The 18585-nt window shown below is 72.4% G+C and carries 16 protein-coding genes; 9 read left to right on the top strand and 7 right to left on the bottom strand.

The window, feature by feature from the left end:
• Window positions 1-71: 71 nt before the first annotated feature.
• The 3 genes from AB0C35_RS28175 (at window position 72) to AB0C35_RS28165 (ending at window position 3248) form a co-directional block, all read left to right on the top strand.
• A complete protein-coding gene (locus AB0C35_RS28175; RefSeq protein ID WP_358461903.1) occupies window positions 72-1028 on the top strand; it encodes an ABC transporter ATP-binding protein in 957 nt (318 codons plus the stop codon).
• Between the two features lie 50 nt (window positions 1029-1078).
• The gene (locus tag AB0C35_RS28170) at window positions 1079-1921 is read left to right on the top strand and encodes an ABC transporter permease (RefSeq protein ID WP_358461900.1); all 843 of its coding nucleotides are present in this window, start codon (window positions 1079-1081) and stop codon (window positions 1919-1921) included.
• Window positions 1922-2000: 79 nt separating this feature from the next.
• Window positions 2001-3248 carry an MFS transporter gene (locus AB0C35_RS28165; RefSeq protein ID WP_358461897.1) on the top strand — a complete coding sequence of 416 codons (1248 nt, stop codon included), beginning with the start codon at window positions 2001-2003 and terminating at the stop codon, window positions 3246-3248.
• Window positions 3249-3574: 326 nt separating this feature from the next.
• Here AB0C35_RS28165 and AB0C35_RS28160 read toward each other — a convergent pair whose 3' ends face one another.
• On the bottom strand, window positions 3575-3805 hold the full coding sequence (locus AB0C35_RS28160; RefSeq protein WP_358461894.1) for a hypothetical protein: 231 nt from the start codon (window positions 3803-3805) through the stop codon (window positions 3575-3577).
• Between the two features lie 29 nt (window positions 3806-3834).
• Entirely contained in the window at window positions 3835-5256 is a 1422-nt protein-coding gene (locus tag AB0C35_RS28155) for a PLP-dependent aminotransferase family protein (RefSeq protein ID WP_358461891.1), read from the bottom strand.
• Between the two features lie 114 nt (window positions 5257-5370).
• On the opposite strand from AB0C35_RS28155, the gene AB0C35_RS28150 reads away from it, so the two are divergent.
• From AB0C35_RS28150 to AB0C35_RS28135, 4 genes are all read left to right on the top strand, one after another.
• Window positions 5371-6327, top strand: a complete 957-nt coding sequence (locus AB0C35_RS28150; RefSeq protein WP_358461888.1) for a DMT family transporter — start codon at window positions 5371-5373, stop codon at window positions 6325-6327.
• A 1-nt stretch (window position 6328) separates the two neighbouring features.
• Entirely contained in the window at window positions 6329-8014 is a 1686-nt protein-coding gene (locus tag AB0C35_RS28145) for a fumarate hydratase (protein ID WP_358461885.1), read from the top strand.
• A gap of 149 nt (window positions 8015-8163) precedes the next feature.
• Window positions 8164-9423: a serine/threonine-protein kinase gene (locus AB0C35_RS28140; protein ID WP_358461882.1), complete on the top strand. Its 1260-nt coding sequence runs from the start codon at window positions 8164-8166 to the stop codon at window positions 9421-9423.
• A gap of 97 nt (window positions 9424-9520) precedes the next feature.
• Window positions 9521-10915: a class II fumarate hydratase gene (locus tag AB0C35_RS28135; protein WP_358461879.1), complete on the top strand. Its 1395-nt coding sequence runs from the start codon at window positions 9521-9523 to the stop codon at window positions 10913-10915.
• Between the two features lie 60 nt (window positions 10916-10975).
• Here the strand turns inward: AB0C35_RS28135 and AB0C35_RS28130 are convergent, their stop codons facing one another.
• The 5 genes from AB0C35_RS28130 to AB0C35_RS28110 all read right to left on the bottom strand — a co-directional run bounded on the left by AB0C35_RS28130 (window position 10976) and on the right by AB0C35_RS28110 (window position 16310).
• The gene (locus tag AB0C35_RS28130) at window positions 10976-11890 is read right to left on the bottom strand and encodes a lytic transglycosylase domain-containing protein (protein ID WP_358461876.1); all 915 of its coding nucleotides are present in this window, start codon (window positions 11888-11890) and stop codon (window positions 10976-10978) included.
• 605 nt (window positions 11891-12495) lie between these two features.
• Window positions 12496-13833 carry a PhoH family protein gene (locus tag AB0C35_RS28125; RefSeq protein WP_358462129.1) on the bottom strand — a complete coding sequence of 446 codons (1338 nt, stop codon included), beginning with the start codon at window positions 13831-13833 and terminating at the stop codon, window positions 12496-12498.
• 246 nt (window positions 13834-14079) lie between these two features.
• Entirely contained in the window at window positions 14080-14904 is an 825-nt protein-coding gene (locus AB0C35_RS28120; RefSeq protein WP_358462127.1) for an isoprenyl transferase, read from the bottom strand.
• A gap of 144 nt (window positions 14905-15048) precedes the next feature.
• Window positions 15049-15639 (bottom strand): hypothetical protein, encoded by a 591-nt coding sequence (locus AB0C35_RS28115; RefSeq protein WP_358461873.1) that lies wholly within the window; start codon window positions 15637-15639, stop codon window positions 15049-15051.
• A gap of 149 nt (window positions 15640-15788) precedes the next feature.
• On the bottom strand, window positions 15789-16310 hold the full coding sequence (locus tag AB0C35_RS28110) for a hypothetical protein (RefSeq protein ID WP_358461870.1): 522 nt from the start codon (window positions 16308-16310) through the stop codon (window positions 15789-15791).
• 101 nt (window positions 16311-16411) lie between these two features.
• Here AB0C35_RS28110 and AB0C35_RS28105 point away from each other — a divergent pair, with 101 nt between their 5' ends.
• Window positions 16412-17965 carry a DHA2 family efflux MFS transporter permease subunit gene (locus AB0C35_RS28105; RefSeq protein ID WP_358461867.1) on the top strand — a complete coding sequence of 518 codons (1554 nt, stop codon included), beginning with the start codon at window positions 16412-16414 and terminating at the stop codon, window positions 17963-17965.
• Window positions 17946-18581 carry a TetR family transcriptional regulator gene (locus AB0C35_RS28100; protein WP_358461864.1) on the top strand — a complete coding sequence of 212 codons (636 nt, stop codon included), beginning with the start codon at window positions 17946-17948 and terminating at the stop codon, window positions 18579-18581. The genes AB0C35_RS28105 and AB0C35_RS28100 overlap by 20 nt, the downstream gene beginning before the upstream one ends.
• The last annotated feature ends 4 nt before the right edge of the window (window positions 18582-18585 follow it).

Raw genomic sequence — 18585 nt, 5'->3', positions numbered from 1 at the left:
ACCTCCGGGCGGCGCGGCGCCGCCCGGAAAACCGTTGGGGTCATGTCCGGCCCTCTCCGTACTGTGAGGTTATGACTTTGCAACGAGCCCGGGTCGAGGACGCCCGGCGGGACCCCGGCGCGGCGGCGGCGATCAGTCTTCGCGGCGTCGTCAAGCGCTTCGGCGACTTCACCGCCGTGGACGGGCTCGACCTCGAGGTGCCCGCGGGGGTCTGCCTGGGGCTTCTCGGCCCGAACGGCGCCGGCAAGTCGACCACGATGAAGATGCTGACCGCGCAGGCGATCGCCGACGAGGGCGGCATCCACGTGCTGGGCTTCCAGGTCCCGCGGGAGGCCAAGCGCGCGCGGGCCGTGATGGGCGTCGTCCCGCAGCAGGACAACCTCGACGAGGAGCTGACCGCCCGCGAGAACCTGGAGGTGTTCGCGCACCTGTACCGGGTGCCGCGCCGGGCGCGGCGCCAGGCGGTGGACGACGCGCTGGCACTGGCGCACCTGACCGGGAAGCAGCTCACCAAGGTGGACGACCTGTCCGGCGGCATGCGGCGGCGGCTGCTGATCGCGCGCGGGCTGGTGCACAGTCCCGCGCTGGTGCTGCTGGACGAGCCGACCGTCGGGCTCGACCCGCAGGTGCGGGCCGAGCTGTGGGGGCTGATCGACGGGCTGCGCGCCGGGGGCACGACCGTCCTGATGTCCACGCACTACATCGAGGAGGCCGAGCGGCTCGCGGACGAGTGCGCGCTGATGTCGCACGGCCGCGTCATCGCCCGGGGCTCGCCGTCGGCGCTGGTGGCCGAGTACGCGGGCGACCGGGTCGTCGAGCACTACGGGCCGCCCGGCCGGCTGACGGAGGTGGAGCGGATCGCCAGGGGCGCCGGGCTTTCCACGCGCCGCACCGGCCCGTCGGTGTCGGTGCTGAAGGCGGAGACCATCCCGCCGTCCCTGGAGGACGAACTGGGCCCGGACGGCGTGCGCCGCGCCGCCAGCCTCGAGGACGTGTTCGTCGTACTGACCGGGGAGCGTGTGGAATGAGCGGAGCGAACCGGGGGGTGCGGGGGGTCGACCCCCCGCAAGGAGCAGGAATGAGCGGAGCGAACCGGGGGGTGCGGGAAGTCGCCCTCCCGCAGGGAGCGGGAAAGACCGTCCAGGCGCCGCGGCTCCGGCGCTTCGAGTTCGCGCCGGTGGCCGGCATCTGGCGGCACGAGCTGGCCCTGTACAAGCGGTACTGGAAGTCGCAGTCGTTCGCCTCGATGGTGGAGCCGACGTTCTTCCTGCTCGCCTTCGGCTACGGGTTCGGCTCGATGATCGCGATGATCGGCGACTACCGGTACCTGGACTTCGTCGCGACCGGCGTCGTCGGGGTGGCGGCGCTGTTCACCTCGGTGTTCCCTGGCATGTTCAACGGCTACATCAGGCGCGTGTTCCAGCACACCTACGACGCGATGCTCGCCACGCCCGTCGACGTCCACGAGCTGGTGACGGCCGAAGCGCTGTGGATCGCGGCCAAGTCGGCGGTGTACTCGTGCACGCCGCTCGTGGTGGCGCTGTTCTTCGGCCTCGACCCCTCGTTCGGGATGCTGCTCGTCCCGTTCGTGACGTTCTTCACCGCGCTGGGCTTCGGGCTGTTCGGGACGTGGACGTCGTCGGTGGTCCCGTCCATCAACTCGTTCGACTATGTGATCACCGGCGTGGTGACCCCGCTGTTCCTGATCGCCGGGACGTTCTTCCCGGTCGACGCGCTGCCGGGCTGGGCGCAGAAGGCCGCGTACCTCAACCCGCTCTACCACTGCGTCGAGCTGGTCAGGGACGCGGTGTTCGGCCTGGACCCGCTCGCCGACCTCGGGCACTTCGGCGCCCTGGTGCTCTTCGCGGCCCTGATGTGGGTCATCGCCGTCCGCGGCATGCGCAATCGCCTCATCGACTGACCGTTGACCGGACGCGTACCCTGTCCCTACGCTGACGCGAACTTTCTTCACATTCGGCAGCTCAGAGGGGTCGGGCCGCATGAGCCAGGGCATCACCACGCGGGACCGGCAGGCCCGGTTGTCCGCCTACACGGCGTTCGCCGTCCAGGGGCTCTGCTTCGCGTCCCTCGTGACGCAGGTCCCGCAGATGCAGAAGGCCCACCACCTCAGCGACGCCACGCTGTCGCTGGTGCTGCTGATGGTCCCGCTGGTCGCCGGGGTGGGCAGCGTCGCGTCCGGCGCCCTGTTCCAGCGGTTCGGCAGCGGACCGGTGCTGCGGGTGTCGCAGCCCGCGGTCGCCGTCACGATCGCGCTGATCGGCCTCACCGGCGACAACGACGTCGCCCTGTACGTCGCCGTCGCCGCGTTCGGCCTGTTCGTCGGCGCGGTGGACGCCTCGATGAACGCGCAGGCGGTCGCCGTCGAACGCCGGTACGGGGTCAGCCTGATCACCGGCTTCTACGCGGTGTGGAGCGTCGCCGGCATCCTCGGCGGCCTCTGGGCGTCCCTCTCCAACAAGATCGACCTGCCGCTGTTCGCGTGCTTCGCGATCGCCGCCGCCGTCGCGGTCGCCGCGTCCGCCGCCACCGGCCACCGCCTCTACCGCCGCGCCGAGGAGGGCGACGGGCCGACCGCCGCGGAGCTGAAGGCCGCGGGACGCAGCGTCCCCTGGCGGCCGATCCTCATCGTCGGCGCCGCGATGGCCGTCGCCTACCTCGCCGACGCGGCCATCTCCAACTACGGCGCCAAGTACCTCGACGACGAACTGTCCAGCGCCGACTGGGTCGCGCCCCTCGGCTACGTCGCGTACCAGATCGCCATGGTGGTCAGCCGCGGCGTCGCCGACCTCGCCGTCCGCCGCTCGGGCCCCGTGCGGGTCGTGCGCCTCGGCGGCGCCGTCGGCATCGTCGGCATGCTCGGCGTGGTCGCCGCGCCGAACGCGGCCTTCGCCATCGCCGCGTTCGCGGTCGCCGGGCTCGGCCTCAGCGTGATCGCCCCGGTCTGCTTCACCGCCGCCGGCCGGGTCGACCCGACCGGACTGGGCGTGGCCGTGGCCCGCGTGAACATCTTCAACTACGTCGGCTTCGTCCTGGGCGCCGCCATCGTCGGCGCCATCGCCCCCCTCAGCCCCGACCACGGCCTGCGCCTTGCGTTCATCGCCCCAACAGCCCTGATCCTCGTAGTTTTCCTAACAGCCAAGGGCTTTGCTGTGCCTGCCCAGGGGGGCGACCCCCTGGAACCCCCGTCGCGAGCCGGTCGATCCTCACGCCACGGTTCCGGTGTGTAGGGACCCAACCGGTCAGCGGCGTGTCGCTGCGGTCACCCGGCTCGGCGGGTCGTGCGACCTCCGGGCGTTGAACGCCCTCCGGCCGCCCGACCCGTGATGTGTTAGTCCAGGGGGCAACGCCATGGAGCGCCCGGCAGTTTGAACCTCAGCCACCGGTGCACGGGCAGGCGCGTGGAGCGAGCGCAGCGAGCGGAGGGCGCATGCCCGCCGAGCCGGGCGACCGCAGCGACACGGCACCGACCAGCACGGTCACAACACACCCGAGCCGTGGCGTGAGGATCGACCGGCTCGTAACGGGGGTTCCAGGGGGTCGCCCCCCTGGAAGATCACGCATCCTCCATGGCGATGATGGCCCTTTCGCCTTCGGCCATGGCCTGTTCGGGGGTTAGGTCCTGGAGGGCGCGGCTGAGCGCGACTTCGGCGGCATCGGCTGCGGCGCGGAGGGTGACGGCGTGCTCCTGTGCCCTTTCGAGGTCGCCAAGGCCGACACAGTCGAAGGCCACCTGCGCATCGTGGCCGGCCATCTTCAGCTGCCGCGCGGCCTCTTCCAGACTCATGCATACCTCCTACACAGGGGATGCTGGTCCTACCCCTCAGCACCGTGAGTAACCGCTTGACCAAGGAGTTCCGCCGCCTCGACCAGGCGGGTCTCGGTGAGCCTGGCGTAGCCGAGGACGAGTGCCGGCGGGGCCTGGCCCGCGCGTGCCGGGGACCACATGGTCCTGGCGCCCGCGACCGACACGCCGGCCCGTGCGGCGCGGGCGACGACCTCGTCCTCGTCGCGTCCGGCGGGTAGTTCCACATAGAGGTGGATGCCCGCTGAGACGCCGTGAACCGTGGCGCCCGGCAGGTGGACGCTCAGCGCCTCGGCGAGGGCGTCCCGCCGGGACCGGTAGCGCCGCCGCATCGTGCGCAGGTGCCGGTCGTATCCGCCGCCGCGCAGGAACTCGGCGAGGGCGTACTGCTCCAGGACGGGTCCGCCGAGGTCGGTGTTCTCGCGGTGCTCGCGCAGCCGCGCGGCCATGGCCGGCGGCGCGACGGCCCAGCCGAGGCGCAGCGCGGGCGCGAGGGACTTGCTCACCGAGCCGAGCAGGACGACGCGGTCCGGGTCGACTCCCTGGAGGCAGCCGACGGGCTCGCGGTCATAGCGGAACTCGGCGTCGTAGTCGTCCTCCAGGATCAGGCCGTCCACGCCCCGCGCCCAGGCGATCAGTTCGGCGCGGCGGGCCGGGGACAGGACGACGCCCGTCGGGTACTGGTGCGCGGGCGTCACGAGGACGGCGCGCGCCCCGGTGGCGGCGAGCGCGTCGACGTCCACGCCCTCGCCGTCCACGGGGACGCGGACGACCCGCAGGCCGGACGCCTCGATCATCGGCAGCTGCCGGACGCTGGTCGGGTCCTCGACGGCGAGGGCCGTGTGGCCGCCGGCGCGCAGCAGCCGCAGGAGGGCCGACAGGCCGTGCGCCACCCCGTTCATGACCACGACGCGGCCGGGGCCGGTGTGGGCCGCGCGGACGCGGGCGAGGTATCCGGCCAGCTCCGCGCGCAGGACCGGGACGCCGCTCGGGTCGGGGTAGGTGAGCACGTCGTGCGGGAGCGTGCGCAGCGCGGCGCGGGCGGCGGCGATCCACCGTTCGCGGGGGAAGGCGGACAGGTCGGGCTGGCTCGGCCACAGGTCGTACGGGAGCGCGGGCTCCGGGCGGGGCTCGGGGGCCGGGGGCGCGGCGCCGCGCGTCCGTGGCGCGGCTCCGTCGTCGGGCCTGGCCAGCGGCGCGATGCGGGTGCCGTCGCCGCGCCGCGCGACGAGGAATCCCTCGGCGGTCAGCTGTTCGTAGGCCGCGACGACGACGCCGCGGGAGACGTCCAGGTCGCGGGCCAGGTCCCGGCTCGACGGCAGCCGCGTCCCCGCGGTCAGCCGGCCGGATCGCACGGACGAGCGGAAGCCGGCGGCGATCTGGGCCGCCAGCCGTCCGGCGGCCCGGTCGAGGGGGAGATGAAGGTCGGTCACATGACACTCAGCGCCGGAAGGGAGGCTGCGCGTCACGGGAATCTCAATGGTCCAGCTTCGCGCGATCCAATTGGCTCTGTTTAGGGTACCAAGCGCGCTCTAGCGTCCCATGGCATGAACCTGATCGCCGCTCGCTCGTCCGGCGGGCTCGGCACGGCCGGTGCCGGGTCCGCGATGTTCCTCGTCGGGACGCTGACCGCCGTGTCCGCGACCATCGCCGGGTATCCCGTCTTCGGCGGGCAGGCCGCCCGGTACGCGGTCGCCGCGCTCATCCTGCTGGCCGTCGTCCGGTTCGCCGGCGGGCCCGCGCGGCGGCCGTCGCCGCGTGACTGGGCCCTCCTCGCGGCGCTGGCCGCGACCGGGCTCGTCGCGTTCAACGTGTGCATCGTCGCGGCCACCCGGGACACGAGCCCCGCGACGATCGGCACGGTGATCGCGGCGGTCCCGATCGTCCTCGCGCTGGCCGGCCCGCTGCTGGAGGGCCGCCGGCCCGCCCCGCCGGTCGTGCTGGCGGCGTGCGCGGTGGCGGCCGGGGCCGCGCTCGCCAACGGACTCGGGAGCGGCAGCGTCCGCGGGCTGCTGCTCTCGCTCGGCGCCCTCGCCGGCGAGGTGTGCTTCTCGCTGCTGGCCGTCCCGCTGCTGCCCAGGCTCGGCCCGCTGCGGGTCTCGGCCTACTCGGCCGCCCTGGCCGCGCCGATGCTGCTGGCCGTCGGCGTCGCCGTGGACGGGACGGCGGTGCTGCGCGTCCCGACGGCCGGTGAGCTGGCCGGCTTCACGTACCTGTCGGTCGTCGTCACCACCATCGCGTTCCTGCTCTGGTACGACGCGATCGGACGGCTCGGGGCCGACCGCGCGGGGCTGTTCGCGGGACTGATCCCGGTCAGCGCGGTGATCACGACGGTCGCGCTCGGCCTCGGCCGGCCCGGTCCGGCGGACCTGGCCGGGGCCGCGCTGGTCGCGGCGGGGGTCGTCGCCGGCCTGCGCACCCGCGTCGCCCCCCGTCGGCCCGCGGCCGCCGAGTGCGTAACCTGTGATCCGGCCCCCATCGGAATCGCGCGAGGATCTGCCTGAGATGCCTGAGTTCTCCTACACCGACCTGCTGCCGCTCGGCCCCGACGAGACCGACTACCGGCTCCTGACCTCCGACGGGGTCTCCACGTTCGAAGCGAACGGGCGGACGTTCCTGCAGGTCGAGCCGGAGGCGCTGCGGCTGCTCACCGAGACCGCGATGCGCGACATCGCGCACCTGCTGCGTCCCGCGCACCTGGCGCAGCTCCGCCGGATCCTGGACGACCCGGAGGCGTCCCCGAACGACCGGTTCGTCGCGCTGGACCTGCTGAAGAACGCGGGGATCTCGTCCGGCGGCGTCCTGCCCATGTGCCAGGACACCGGCACCGCGATCGTGATGGGCAAGCGCGGCCAGCACGTCCTGACCGACGGGAACGACGAGGAGCACATCTCCCGCGGCGTGTACGACGCGTACACGAAGCTGAACCTGCGCTACTCGCAGATGGCGCCGGTGACGATGTGGGACGAGAAGAACACCGGCAGCAACCTGCCCGCGCAGATCGAGCTGTACGCGGCGCCCGGCGAGGCGTACAAGTTCCTGTTCATGGCCAAGGGCGGCGGCAGCGCGAACAAGTCGTACCTCTTCCAGGAGACCAAGGCCGTCCTGAACCCGAAGCGGATGATGTCCTTCCTGGAGGAGAAGATCCGCTCGCTCGGCACGGCCGCGTGCCCGCCGTACCACCTGGCGATCGTGGTCGGCGGCACCTCCGCCGAGTACGCGCTGAAGACGGCCAAGTACGCCTCCGCGCACTACCTGGACACGATGCCGTCCGAGGGCTCGCCGCTCGGCCACGGCTTCCGCGACCTGGAACTGGAGCTCCAGGTGTTCGAACTGACGCAGAAGCTCGGCATCGGCGCGCAGTTCGGCGGCAAGTACTTCTGCCACGACGTGCGGGTCATCCGGCTGCCGCGGCACGGCGCGTCCTGCCCGGTGGCGATGGCGGTGTCGTGCAGCGCCGACCGGCAGGCCCTCGCCAAGATCACCGCGGAGGGCGTGTTCCTGGAGCGGCTGGAGACCGACCCGGCGCAGTACATGCCGGAGACCACCGACGAGCACATCGGGGTGGGTGGGGGGAGTGCGATCAACGGCGGTGGGAGCGGCTCTGAGGGTCAGGTGGTCCGCATCGACCTCAACCGCCCGATGGCGGAGATCCGCGCCGAGCTGTCCCGGTACCCCGTGAAAACGCGGCTGTCGCTGACCGGGCCGCTCATCGTCGCCCGCGACATCGCGCACGCCAAGATCAAGGAGCGGCTGGACGCGGGCGAGCCGATGCCGCAGTACATGCGCGACCACGCCGTCTACTACGCGGGGCCGGCCAAGACGCCGGAGGGCTACGCGTCCGGCTCCTTCGGCCCGACCACGGCCGGGCGGATGGACTCCTACGTCGAGCAGTTCCAGGCGGCCGGCGGCTCGCTGGTCATGCTGGCCAAGGGCAACCGGTCGAAGCAGGTGACCGACGCCTGCAGGGAGCACGGCGGCTTCTACCTCGGTTCCATCGGCGGCCCCGCCGCACGGCTCGCCCAGGACTGCATCAAGAAGGTGGAGGTCCTGGAGTACCCGGAACTCGGCATGGAGGCCGTCTGGAAGATCGAGGTGGAGGATTTCCCCGCGTTCATCGTGGTGGACGACAAGGGCGAGGACTTCTTCGCCGACACGACCGGGCCCGTCCTCACCATCGGCAGGCGCTGACGATCGGCAGCGGCTGACGGCCCGCCGGAGGGCCGTCGGCCGCCCTTTCGCTATGTTTCTGGCCGGTAGGTCACATTATCGGCCCAAAATCCAAGTTGGTAATGAGGTCTCCCCGATGACCGCCTGGCCACTCCGGTATCTTTTCCGCCATGTCACAGTCAGAGCGCCTCGTTCTAGCGACGCGCTACCGGCTGGTCTCGGAAATAGGTCAGGGTGCCAACGGCACGGTCTGGAGAGGGCATGACGAGCTTCTCGATCGCGCCGTGGCGATCAAAGAGCTGCGCCTCCCCGAAGACCTCTCCGAGGACGACCGGGTGGTCTTCTACCGCCGTACCCTCCGAGAGGCGCGCGCCCCCGCTCAGCTGCGCACGCACTCCATCGTCGAGGTGTACGACGTGGTCATCGAACAGGGCCGTCCCTGGATCGTGATGGAGATGATCGAGGCGCCCAGCCTCGAACACCTCCTGGAGCGCTCGGGGCCCCTGCCGCCCGAACGCGTCGCGCACATCGGCCGTGCCCTGCTGGACGCCCTCAACACCGCGCACAAGGCCGGCATCGTGCACCGCGACCTCAAGCCCAGCAACGTGCTGCTGGACGGCGACCGCGTCGTGCTCACCGACTTCGGCCTCGCGTTCTCCTCGGGCTCGGCCAGCCTGACGAAGACGGGCCACTTCATGGGTTCGCCCGCGTACGTCGCGCCCGAGGTCGCCGCCGGGGAGAAGGCCACCCCGCGGTCGGACCTGTGGTCGCTCGGCGCGACGCTGTTCGCGGCGCTGGAGGGCCATCCGCCGTTCGAGCGCGACAACGTGATGGCGACGCTGAGCGCCCTGGCGAACGAGTCGACCCCCGCCCCGCACAACGCCGGCGCGCTCGCGCCGGTGATCACCGGGCTGCTGGAGAAGAACCCGACCCGCCGCCTCAGCCACGCCCGCGCGGTCGACCGCCTCGAACGCGCCCTGGCCGGTCCCCGGTCGGGACGCCGGCCGGCGACGCCCCGCTACCGGCTGATGGCCGTGATCGCGCTCATCGGCGCGACCGTCGCCTCCTGCGGCATCGGCGCCACCGCGCTCATCGTCGGCATGATGAAGGAGGGCCCCGGCCCCTCCCCCACCGCGACGACGTCCAGCCCCGCGGGCCGCAGCGCACAGGCCCCGCCCGGAGTCGAGACCAGCACGCTGGTCGTCCGGGCCCGCACCGACGCGTGCAAGATCTTCGTGTCGGTGCCGGGCGACGCGATCACCGTGCTCAGCGACGAGACCCTGAAGAAGGACGAGGCGCGGCAGTACGACCAGCCGCGCATCAACGCGGTGATCTACGACGCGTCGGCCTGCGACGTCTGGGTGAACGGAGAGCAGAAACCCGTCGGCCAGCCGGGAGAGCGCAAGAACTACACCCTGAACAAGGAGTGATCCTGGTCCCAGATGCCTCCGCGCGGGAATCGGGTAGCCACCTGAGAAGCTGCCATGGAAGACGGCGGTGACGGTTTCCGGTTCGGAGGGGCGTGTCATGGGTGAGCAGGAGTTCCGGGTCGAGCATGACTCCATGGGAGAGGTCCGGGTCCCGGCTGCGGCGAAGTGGCGGGCGCAGACGCAGCGCGCGGTGGAGAACTTCCCGATCTCGGGACGGCCGCTGGAGTCCGCGCACATCGCCGCGCTGGGCCACGTCAAGGCCGCGGCGGCGACGGTGAACGCCGAACTCGGCGTGCTCGACAAGGACCTCGCGGCCGCGATCACCGACGCCGCCCGGGAGGTCGCGGACGGCCGGTGGGACGACCAATTCCCCATCGACGTGTTCCAGACCGGGTCCGGGACGTCGTCCAACATGAACGCCAACGAGGTCGTGGCGACGCTGGCGGAGGAGCGGCTCGGCCGGCCCGTGCACCCGAACGACCACGTGAACGCCTCTCAGTCGTCCAACGACGTGTTCCCGTCGTCCATCCACATCGCGGCGACCGGGGCCGTCCTGAACGATCTGATCCCCGCGCTGCGCCATCTGCAAGACGCGCTGGCGCGCAAGGCGGACGAGTTCCGGACGGTGGTGAAGTCGGGCCGCACCCACCTGATGGACGCGACGCCGGTGACGCTGGGCCAGGAGTTCGGCGGGTACGCGGCGCAGATCGGGCACGGCGTGGAGCGGCTGGAGGCCGTCCTGCCCCGGCTGGCGGAACTGCCGCTCGGCGGGACCGCGGTCGGCACCGGCATCAACACCCCGGACGGCTTCGGCGGCCGCGTCACCGCGGAGATCGCGCGGGTCACCGGACTTCCGCTGACCGAGGCCCGCGACCACTTCGAGGCGCAGGGCGCGCGGGACGGCCTGGTCGAGGCGAGCGGCGCGCTGCGCACCGTGGCGGTGAGCCTCACCAAGATCGCGAATGATCTGCGCTGGATGGGCTCCGGGCCGCGGGCGGGGCTGGCCGAGATCCGGCTGCCGGACCTGCAGCCCGGTTCGTCGATCATGCCGGGGAAGGTGAACCCGGTGCTCCCCGAGGCGGTCACGCAGGTCGCCGCGCAGGTCATCGGCAACGACGCGGCGATCGCGTTCGGCGGCGCGTCCGGCAGCTTCGAGCTGAACGTGATGCTGCCGATGCTGGCCCGCAACGTCCTGGAGTCGGTGACGCTGCTGGCGAACGTGTCGCGGCTGTTCGCCGACCGCTGCGTGGACGGCATCGAGGCGGACGTGGAGCGGATGCGCGAGTACGCCGAGTCCTCGCCGTCGATCGTGACGCCGCTGAACCGCTACATCGGCTACGAAGAGGCGGCGAAGGTCGCCAAGCAGGCGCTCAGGGAACGCAGGACGATCCGCGAGGTCGTGCTGGAGCGCGGTTACGTGGACGACGGGAAACTGACCGTCGGGCAGCTGGACGAGGCCCTCGACGTGCTGGGGATGACCGGCTCGTCGTGACGTCCCGCGGGGTCCGGCGCGTCCCAGGGCCTGTCACGGCGCCCGGGACGCGCCTGCGCCTCAGTACCAGCCGACGTTCTGGGAGTGCGACCATGCGCCACACGGGGTGTCGTAGCGGTTCTTGATGTAGCCCAGGCCCCACTTGATCTGCGTGGTGGCGTTGTTCTGCCAGTCGGGCCCGGCGGTGGCCATCTTGGAGCCGGGGTTGGCCTGCGGGATGCCGTACGCCTCGGACGAGGGGTTGTCGGCGTGGACGTTCCAGCCGCTCTCCTTGTCCCACAGCTTCACCAGGCAGGAGAACTGGCCGTCGCCGGTGAAACCGAAGCTCGGCATCAGCTTCTTGGCGATCCGCTGCGCCTCGCCGGCCGGGACCGGGTCACCGGTCGGGACACCGCCGCCACCGCCGCCGTCGCCCTCGTCCTTCTTCTTCTCCGGCGTCTTGGTCGGGAGCGGCTCGCCCTTCGGGCGCAGGGCCGGTCCCTTGCCGCCGTCGGCGCGCGTCTCGCGGGAGGCGCGTTCCAGGGCCAGCTTGCGCCGCTGCTCCTCCAGGACCTTCGGGTCGACCTTCGGCGCCGGGTCGGCCAGCCGCCTGGTCGGCTCGACGGTCGCCCCGTCGTCGCCGGAGCCGCCGGTCAGCGCGAACGCGGCGACGGCGCCGCCGCCGACCGCGACCACGGCGCCCGCGAGGACCGCGGCGACCCGCATCCCGTTGCGCTTGCCGGTGCCCGCCCGTGAGGCGGCGCCGCGCGGCGCGCGATGGCCGGACGCGATCTCGTCGTGGGGGCCCCCGCCGGGGGCGCCGGGCGGCACGTCCGGGGCGGCCTGGAAGCCGAGCGTGTCACCGGCGGGCCGGCCGACGCGGGTGCGGTCGTCGCCGGCGACCCTCACGTCGTCCTCGTGCGGCGCCGAGTGCCGCGATACCGCGGGCTGGGGCGCCGTGGGCCGGGGCTCGGAGGCGAGCGGGTCGGACGCCATGATGGGGGTCTGGGGGGTGGGGGCCGCGGCGGGCCACGGCTCCCGGGGGGCAAAGCTCTGTCGTTCGTCTCGCCTAGGGGACCCGGGACGGTCTCCGTACAAGGCGGTCCTTCCGACGGTCGCACGCGCATGGACACGCGGGCGAACTGCTTCCACCCCCGGCCCGGCCGGCCGCCCGCAGGCGAGGCGGTCTCCGGACCCGGGCCGGCGCCGCGTCCGTCACGCGTGTTTCCCAGGGGGACGCGCTCAGGCCCGGCACCGTCCGGGGGTGCTTACGGGGAGCCACAATGCCTGAGGCCGAGGGATGCTCCGCAACCGAAACGAGACAATTGCTGCGGGTGGGACGGTTGTCAACTTGACCGGAACATTGCCAAAACCCCGACGGGACCAGGGGATCTTCGCCGCCGGATGAGCAATTGTGACCTTACTCACAAATCCACGCTACGGGGTTTAACGATCACACTCCGTAGAGATTCCGCCGGCGTCCCGACGGCGAGGCCCGGCGACCGCGAGGCCCGGCGACCGCGAGGCCCGGCGACCGCGAGGCCCGGCGACGGCGGACCCCGGCGGCGCATCTGCCGCCGGGGTTCGCCTTCGAGCCGTTGTCAGGCCCCGACGTCGCCGAGCATGTCGGTGACCAGTTCGGCGATCGGCGACCGCTCCGACCGCGTCAGCGTGACGTGCGCGAACAGCGGGTGGCCCTTGAGCCGCTCCACCACCGCCGCGACGCCGTCATGCCGTCCGACCCGCAGGTTGTCGCGCTGCGCCACGTCGTGGGTCAGCACGACCCGCGACCCCGCGCCGATCCGCGACAGCACGGTCAGCAGCACGCCGCGCTCCAGCGACTGCGCCTCGTCCACGATCACGAACGCGTCGTGCAGGGAGCGGCCGCGGATGTGCGTGAGCGGCAGGACCTCCAACATGTCACGGTCCACGACCTCGTCGATGACCTCCGGGGTCGTCACCGCCGACAGGGTGTCGTAGACGGCCTGGCCCCACGGCGACATCTTCTCGTTCTCGGTGCCCGGCAGGTAGCCGAGCTCCTGCCCGCCGACCGCGTACAGGGGGCGGAACACCACGACCTTGCGGTGCCGCCGGCGCTCCATCACGGCCTCCAGGCCCGCGCACAGGGCGAGGGCCGACTTGCCCGTGCCGGCCCGCCCGCCGAGCGAGACGATCCCGACGTCCTCGTCCATCAGCAGGTCGAGCGCGATCCGCTGCTCGGCCGACCGGCCGCGCAGCCCGAACACCTCCCGGTCGCCGCGCACCAGCCGCACGGACTTGTCCGGCTGCGTCCGGCCGAGGGCCGAGCCCTTCTCCGACAGCAGCCGCAGCCCGGTGTGGCACGGCAGGTCCCGCGCCTCCTCCATGTCCGCGGCGCCCGTCTCGAACATCTCCTCGACGAGGTTCGCGGGCACCTCCAGCTCGCGCATCCCGGTCCAGCCGGACTCCACGACCGCCAGCTCCGCCCGGTACTCCTCGGCGGCCAGGCCGACCGCGGACGCCTTCACCCGCATCGGCAGGTCCTTGGAGACCAAGACGACGTCGCGGCCCTCGTGGGCCAGCCACGCCGCGACCGACAGGATCCGGGTGTCGTTGTCGCCGAGCCGGAAACCGTCCGGCAGCACGCTCGGATCGGAGTGGTTCAGCTCGACGCGGAGCGTGCCGCCCTGGTCGCCGTCCGGCCCCTCGACCGACACGGGCTCGTCCAGCCGGCCGTGCCGCAGGCGCAGGTCGTCGAGCGTGCGCAGGGCCTGCCGGGCGAAGTATCCGAGCTCGGGGTGGTGGCGCTTGGCCTCGAGCTCGGAGATGACGACGATGGGGAGTACGACCTCGTGCTCGGCGAACCGGGTCATCGCCCCGGGGTCGGCGAGCAGGACGCTGGTGTCGAGGACGTACGTGCGCCGGTCCTGTTCGGTGTGGAGGGACGACCCCCCACACACCCCGGAACGACCCGGGACGGGTGCTCCGGAGGTGTTCCCGGACGTGTTGCCGGAGTTGCCGGGACGGCGCGCGGAGGTTGTGGCCACTCGATCTCCCTGACTATGGGGGACGTACCGGTGGCGCGACGGCCCCGGCCGCACTGCCCCGCGGGGCCCGGGGAGCGGTCCCCCCGGAAGCGGCACGCCCCCGCGCGGCCGGTCCCCCCGCTCGGGGAACGGCCGGGAGCGATGATCGGAGGTTGACCGTCAGGAGCCGAAGCGCCGGTGCCGCGCGGCGTACGAGCGCATCGCCCGGAGGAAGTCCACCTTGCGGAAGTCCGGCCAGTGGACCTCGCAGAAGTGGAACTCCGAGTGGGCGCTCTGCCAGAGCATGAAGCCGGAGAGACGCTGCTCCCCCGAGGTGCGGATGACCAGGTCCGGGTCCGGCTGGCCGCGCGTGTAGAGATGCTCCGCGATGTGCTCCACGTCGAGGGACTCGGCGAGTTCCTCGATGCTGGTGCCACGACTCGCCTGCTCGATGAGCAGTGAGCGCACCGCATCAGCGATCTCACGCCTACCTCCATACCCAACGGCGACGTTCACAATCAGGCCGGGAGCGCCAGATGTGGCTTCACCCGCATCTTTAAGGACGCGGGCGGTCTTATCGGGCAGCAGGTCGAGGGCGCCGACGGGCTTGACGTTCCAGCCGTCGGCGGCGAGCTTGCCGACGGTGTTCTCGATGATCTCCAGCAGTGGCTCCAGCTCCACGGCCGGGCGGTTCAGGTTGTCGGTGGACAGCAGCCACAGGGTGACGACCTCGACCCCGGCCTCCGCGCTCCACTGCAGCAGCTCGGAGATCTTCGCGGCGCCGCGCTGGTGCCCGGAGTTGACGTCGGCCAGGCCCATCGCCCTGGCCCAGCGCCGGTTCCCGTCCAGTATCACGCCGACGTGCCGGGGTGTGACGTCGGTCGGCAGCGACGCCTCGACCCGGCGTTCGTACATCCGGTAGACGGCGTCGCGGACGGCCGCGTACGGGCCGCTGCGGCGGACGGCGGTGGTGAGCCGCCCGCCTTCGGAGGGGCGGCGGCGCACGCCGTCCCTCCGTCCGCCGCGCGACATCCCGCCGCGCGGCTTTCCCGTACGCCGAACCCCCATGGGCTTCCCTTCGAGCGACCGTCTCTCTGACGGAAAGACGCTCAATTATGGCCCTAGGTTCATACTTCTCCGCTCGGCTTCTCAGTTCCGCCTTCTCAGCTCCTCGGCGCCGGGCCGCTGCGCGGGCGGCGCCGGGCGGACGCGCCGGCCCGCCCGGGCCCGCTCCGCCTCGGCGAGCACATCGGCGAGGAAGCGGGCCAGGTCGGCGGAGGTGAGCACCGCGCGGACGCCCCGCCCGCTCGCGCCCCACGCCTCCAGGACGGCCCGCCGCGCGACCCGCCACCGTCCCGCGGCGGACTGCTGCCGGCCGACCCACATCGAGGACGTGCGGAGCGCGCAGCGCAGCTCGCCGGTGCTGACCACGTCGCCGCGGTCGCGATACCGGAACGCGAACAGTTCGGGCTCGCGGGCGGGGTCGCCGGGGAGCGGGTCAGGGAAGCGGTCGTCGGGGTCGGGCCAGCGGGCGGCCTGCGGCGATCCGTCGGCCCTGGCGGCGGCGACCCGGACGGCGAGCCCGGCCAGGAAGTAGCCGCACCGCTCCCCCACCGCGCCGAACGAGTCGCCGTCGCGCCACAGCTCCAGCGTGACCTCGAACGGGGTGCCGCCGCGGTCGAGGGACGCGACCGGCACCACCGCGAGGTCGGAGCCGTCCAGACAGCGCAGGCCCCTCACCGCCGGACCACCCCCTCGCCGCGTCCCGTCCGCGTCCATGGCGGCTTTCAGGCACAGTAGGCGAGGTCGACCCCATGATCACACCCAGTGATCATCGAGATCGGGTAATGATCGCGGCCGGTCCCGCGGCGGGGCGGCGGCGTCCTCGGTCAGGCCTGCGGGCCGGCGGCGCGGGCGCGTTCGACGTACTGCAGCGCAGTGCGCAGCTCGGTGAGCCACTCGTCGGTGTTCTTGCCGACGAGCCGCACGCACCAGGCGAGCGCGTCGCTGCGGCTGCGGGCGACCCCGGCCTCGACGAGGGTGTCCAGGACGCGCCGCTCCGGCTGCCGCAGCCGCGTCATGACCGGCACCGACAGCGTGGTGAACATCTCCCGCTCGCCGCCGCATTCGACGCCCCAGGAGACCTTGTGGCCGAAGCGGTGCTCGGCTTCGCGGGCGATGCCGATGCGCCGGTCGCGGGTCTCCTCGCGGAACCGCTGGACGTGCCCGGCGATCACGCCGGCCCGTTCGGCCTCGGACGCCTCCGCCGCGGCGGGGGGTTCGGGCAGGCGGCCGACGACGCTGACCTCCTCGCGGTCGAGGACGACGTCGGGCGGGCCCTCGAACCACTCCTCGGGCAGCCGTCCGGAGAACCACCCGCGTAGCTGCTCCGCCGTTTCACTCGTATCCATGTAATCAAAATTACAAGCCGCCGACCCGTTTAGCCAGCCTTCCTCCCTGATTGACATTGACTACTACTTGAGAGTTACTCTCATTTCATAGCTTCTGTCACTTGGAGGTTTCCATCATGGACGTGGGGCGCAACCGGCGCTGGTTCGGGCTGGGCGCGCTGGCGCTCAGCATGCTGGCGCTCGGGTTCGACATGACGATCCTCAACGTGGCGCTGACCACGCTGTCGGAGGAGTTGCGGGCGAGCACCGGCGCGCTGCAGTGGATCGTCGGCTCCTACCTGCTGGTGTTCGGGGCGCTGCTGCTCCCGGCCGGGCTGCTCGGCGACAGGTTCGGCCGCAAACGGCTCCTGCTGGCCGGCCTCGCGATCTTCGGCGCCACCTCGTTCGCGGGCGCCTTCGCCGGCGGCCCCGGCGGCGTCATAGCGGCACGCGTGTTCATGGGCCTCGGCGCGGCGATCGTGACACCGCTGTCGATGTCGATGCTCCCCGCGATCTTCCCGCCGCGCGAACGCACCCGGGCCGTCGCGATCTGGTCGTCCTCGATGGCGCTCGGGCTGCCGCTCGGGCCGCTGCTCGGCGGCTGGCTGCTGGAGAACTTCTGGTGGGGCTCGATCTTCCTGATCAACGTGCCGATCGTCGTGGCCGGCGGCATCGCGGTGGCGGTGCTGCTGCCCGAGACCCGGGACCCGTCCGCGCCACGCGTCGACGGGATCGGCGCGCTGCTGTCGATGGGCGCCATCGTCGCCCTCGTGTACGGCGTCATCGAGGCGCCCGTGCGCGGGTGGGGCGACCCGGCCGTGCTCGGCTCGTTCGCGCTCGCGGCCGTCCTGCTGGCCGGGTTCGCACTCTGGGAGCGGCGGGCCCCGGACCCGATGCTGGACACGCGCCTCCTGCGCGCGCCCCGGTTCGCGTGGGCGATGGCCGCCGCCATCACGGCGAACCTGATGATGGCGGGCGCGCTGTTCGTCCTGCCGCAGTACCTGGAGGCGGTCCAGGGCAACGGCGTCTTCGACACCGGCCTGCGGCTGACCCCGATGCTGCTCGGCCTCATGGCGGGCGGGCTCGCCACCGACCGGCTGGCGCACCGCACGGGCCACAAGCCGATCCTGGTGGCGGGCCTGTTCGTGCTCGCGGCGGGCTTCGGCTGGGGCGCGCTCACCGCCACCGGGGACGACTACTCCGCCACCGTGCCGTGGCTGCTGGTTCTCGGCCTCGGCTGCGGCCTGACCCTCGTCCCGGCGATGGACGCGGTGCTGGCCGCGCTCCCCGCCGACCAGGCCGGACGCGGTTCGGGCCTCGTCCAGACGCTCCGCCAGACCGGCGGGACGCTCGGCGTCGCGGGGCTCGGCAGCCTGCTGTCGGCGGTGTACCGCGACCGCGTGTCCACCGGCGGGCTCCCCGCCGAGGCGGCCGGCGCGGCCCGCGACTCCGTCGGCGGCGCCGTCGCCGTCGCGAGCCGGCTGAACGACGGCGCGCTGCTCGCCTCGGCCCGGGACGCCTACGTCCACGGGATGAACGCCGTGTTCGCCGCGTGCGCGGTCGCCGCCGCGGCGGCGGGCGTCCTCCTCTGGCTCTTCCAGCCGGGACGCGAGCGCGAGGATGCGGCTCCCGCCGCCGATGCCCGAGAATCGGCACATGAGCACGTCCAACCCTGAGCATCCGATCGACCGGCTGCAGGACCGGCTCTCCCGGCTCCCGCTGCGCGAGCGCAAGAAGCTGAGGACCCGGAGGGCCGTCCAGGAGCACGCCCTCCGGCTCTTCGGCGAGCAGGGCTACGACGCGACGACCGTCGAGCAGATCGCGGCGGCGGCGGAGATCTCGCCGAGCACGTTCTTCCGCTACTTCCCCACCAAGGAAGACGTCGTCATCACCGACGAGTACGACCCGATCATGGCGGAGGTGTTCCGCGACCAGCCGGCGGACCTGCCGCCCCTGGACGCGCTGCGCGCCACGCTCCGCGAGATCCTCCCGCTGCTGCTCGACGAGGACCTGCAGGTCATCAGGACCCGGATGAAGCTGGCCGCCGAGGTCCCCGCCGTGCGGGCGCGCATGTTCGAGTCGATGAGCACGGGCACCCACGCCGTGCTGACGGAGATCATCTCCGAACGCACCGGAAGGCGCCTCGACGACCCCGGCGTCGACACGTTCTGCTGGGCCGTCCTGGGCGTCCTGCAGGGGGCGATCTACCGGTGGCTGGGCACCCCGGACGAGCACCTGGGGGACGTCATCGACCAGAACCTGGACTTCCTGAGCCGCGGCTGCCCGCTGTAGCCGC

Source organism: Spirillospora sp. NPDC048819, from assembly GCF_040650055.1.
Taxonomy (GTDB): domain Bacteria; phylum Actinomycetota; class Actinomycetes; order Streptosporangiales; family Streptosporangiaceae; genus Spirillospora.
Note: the sequence above shows the minus strand (reverse complement) of the source record. Positions and strands in the feature narration are given on the sequence as shown.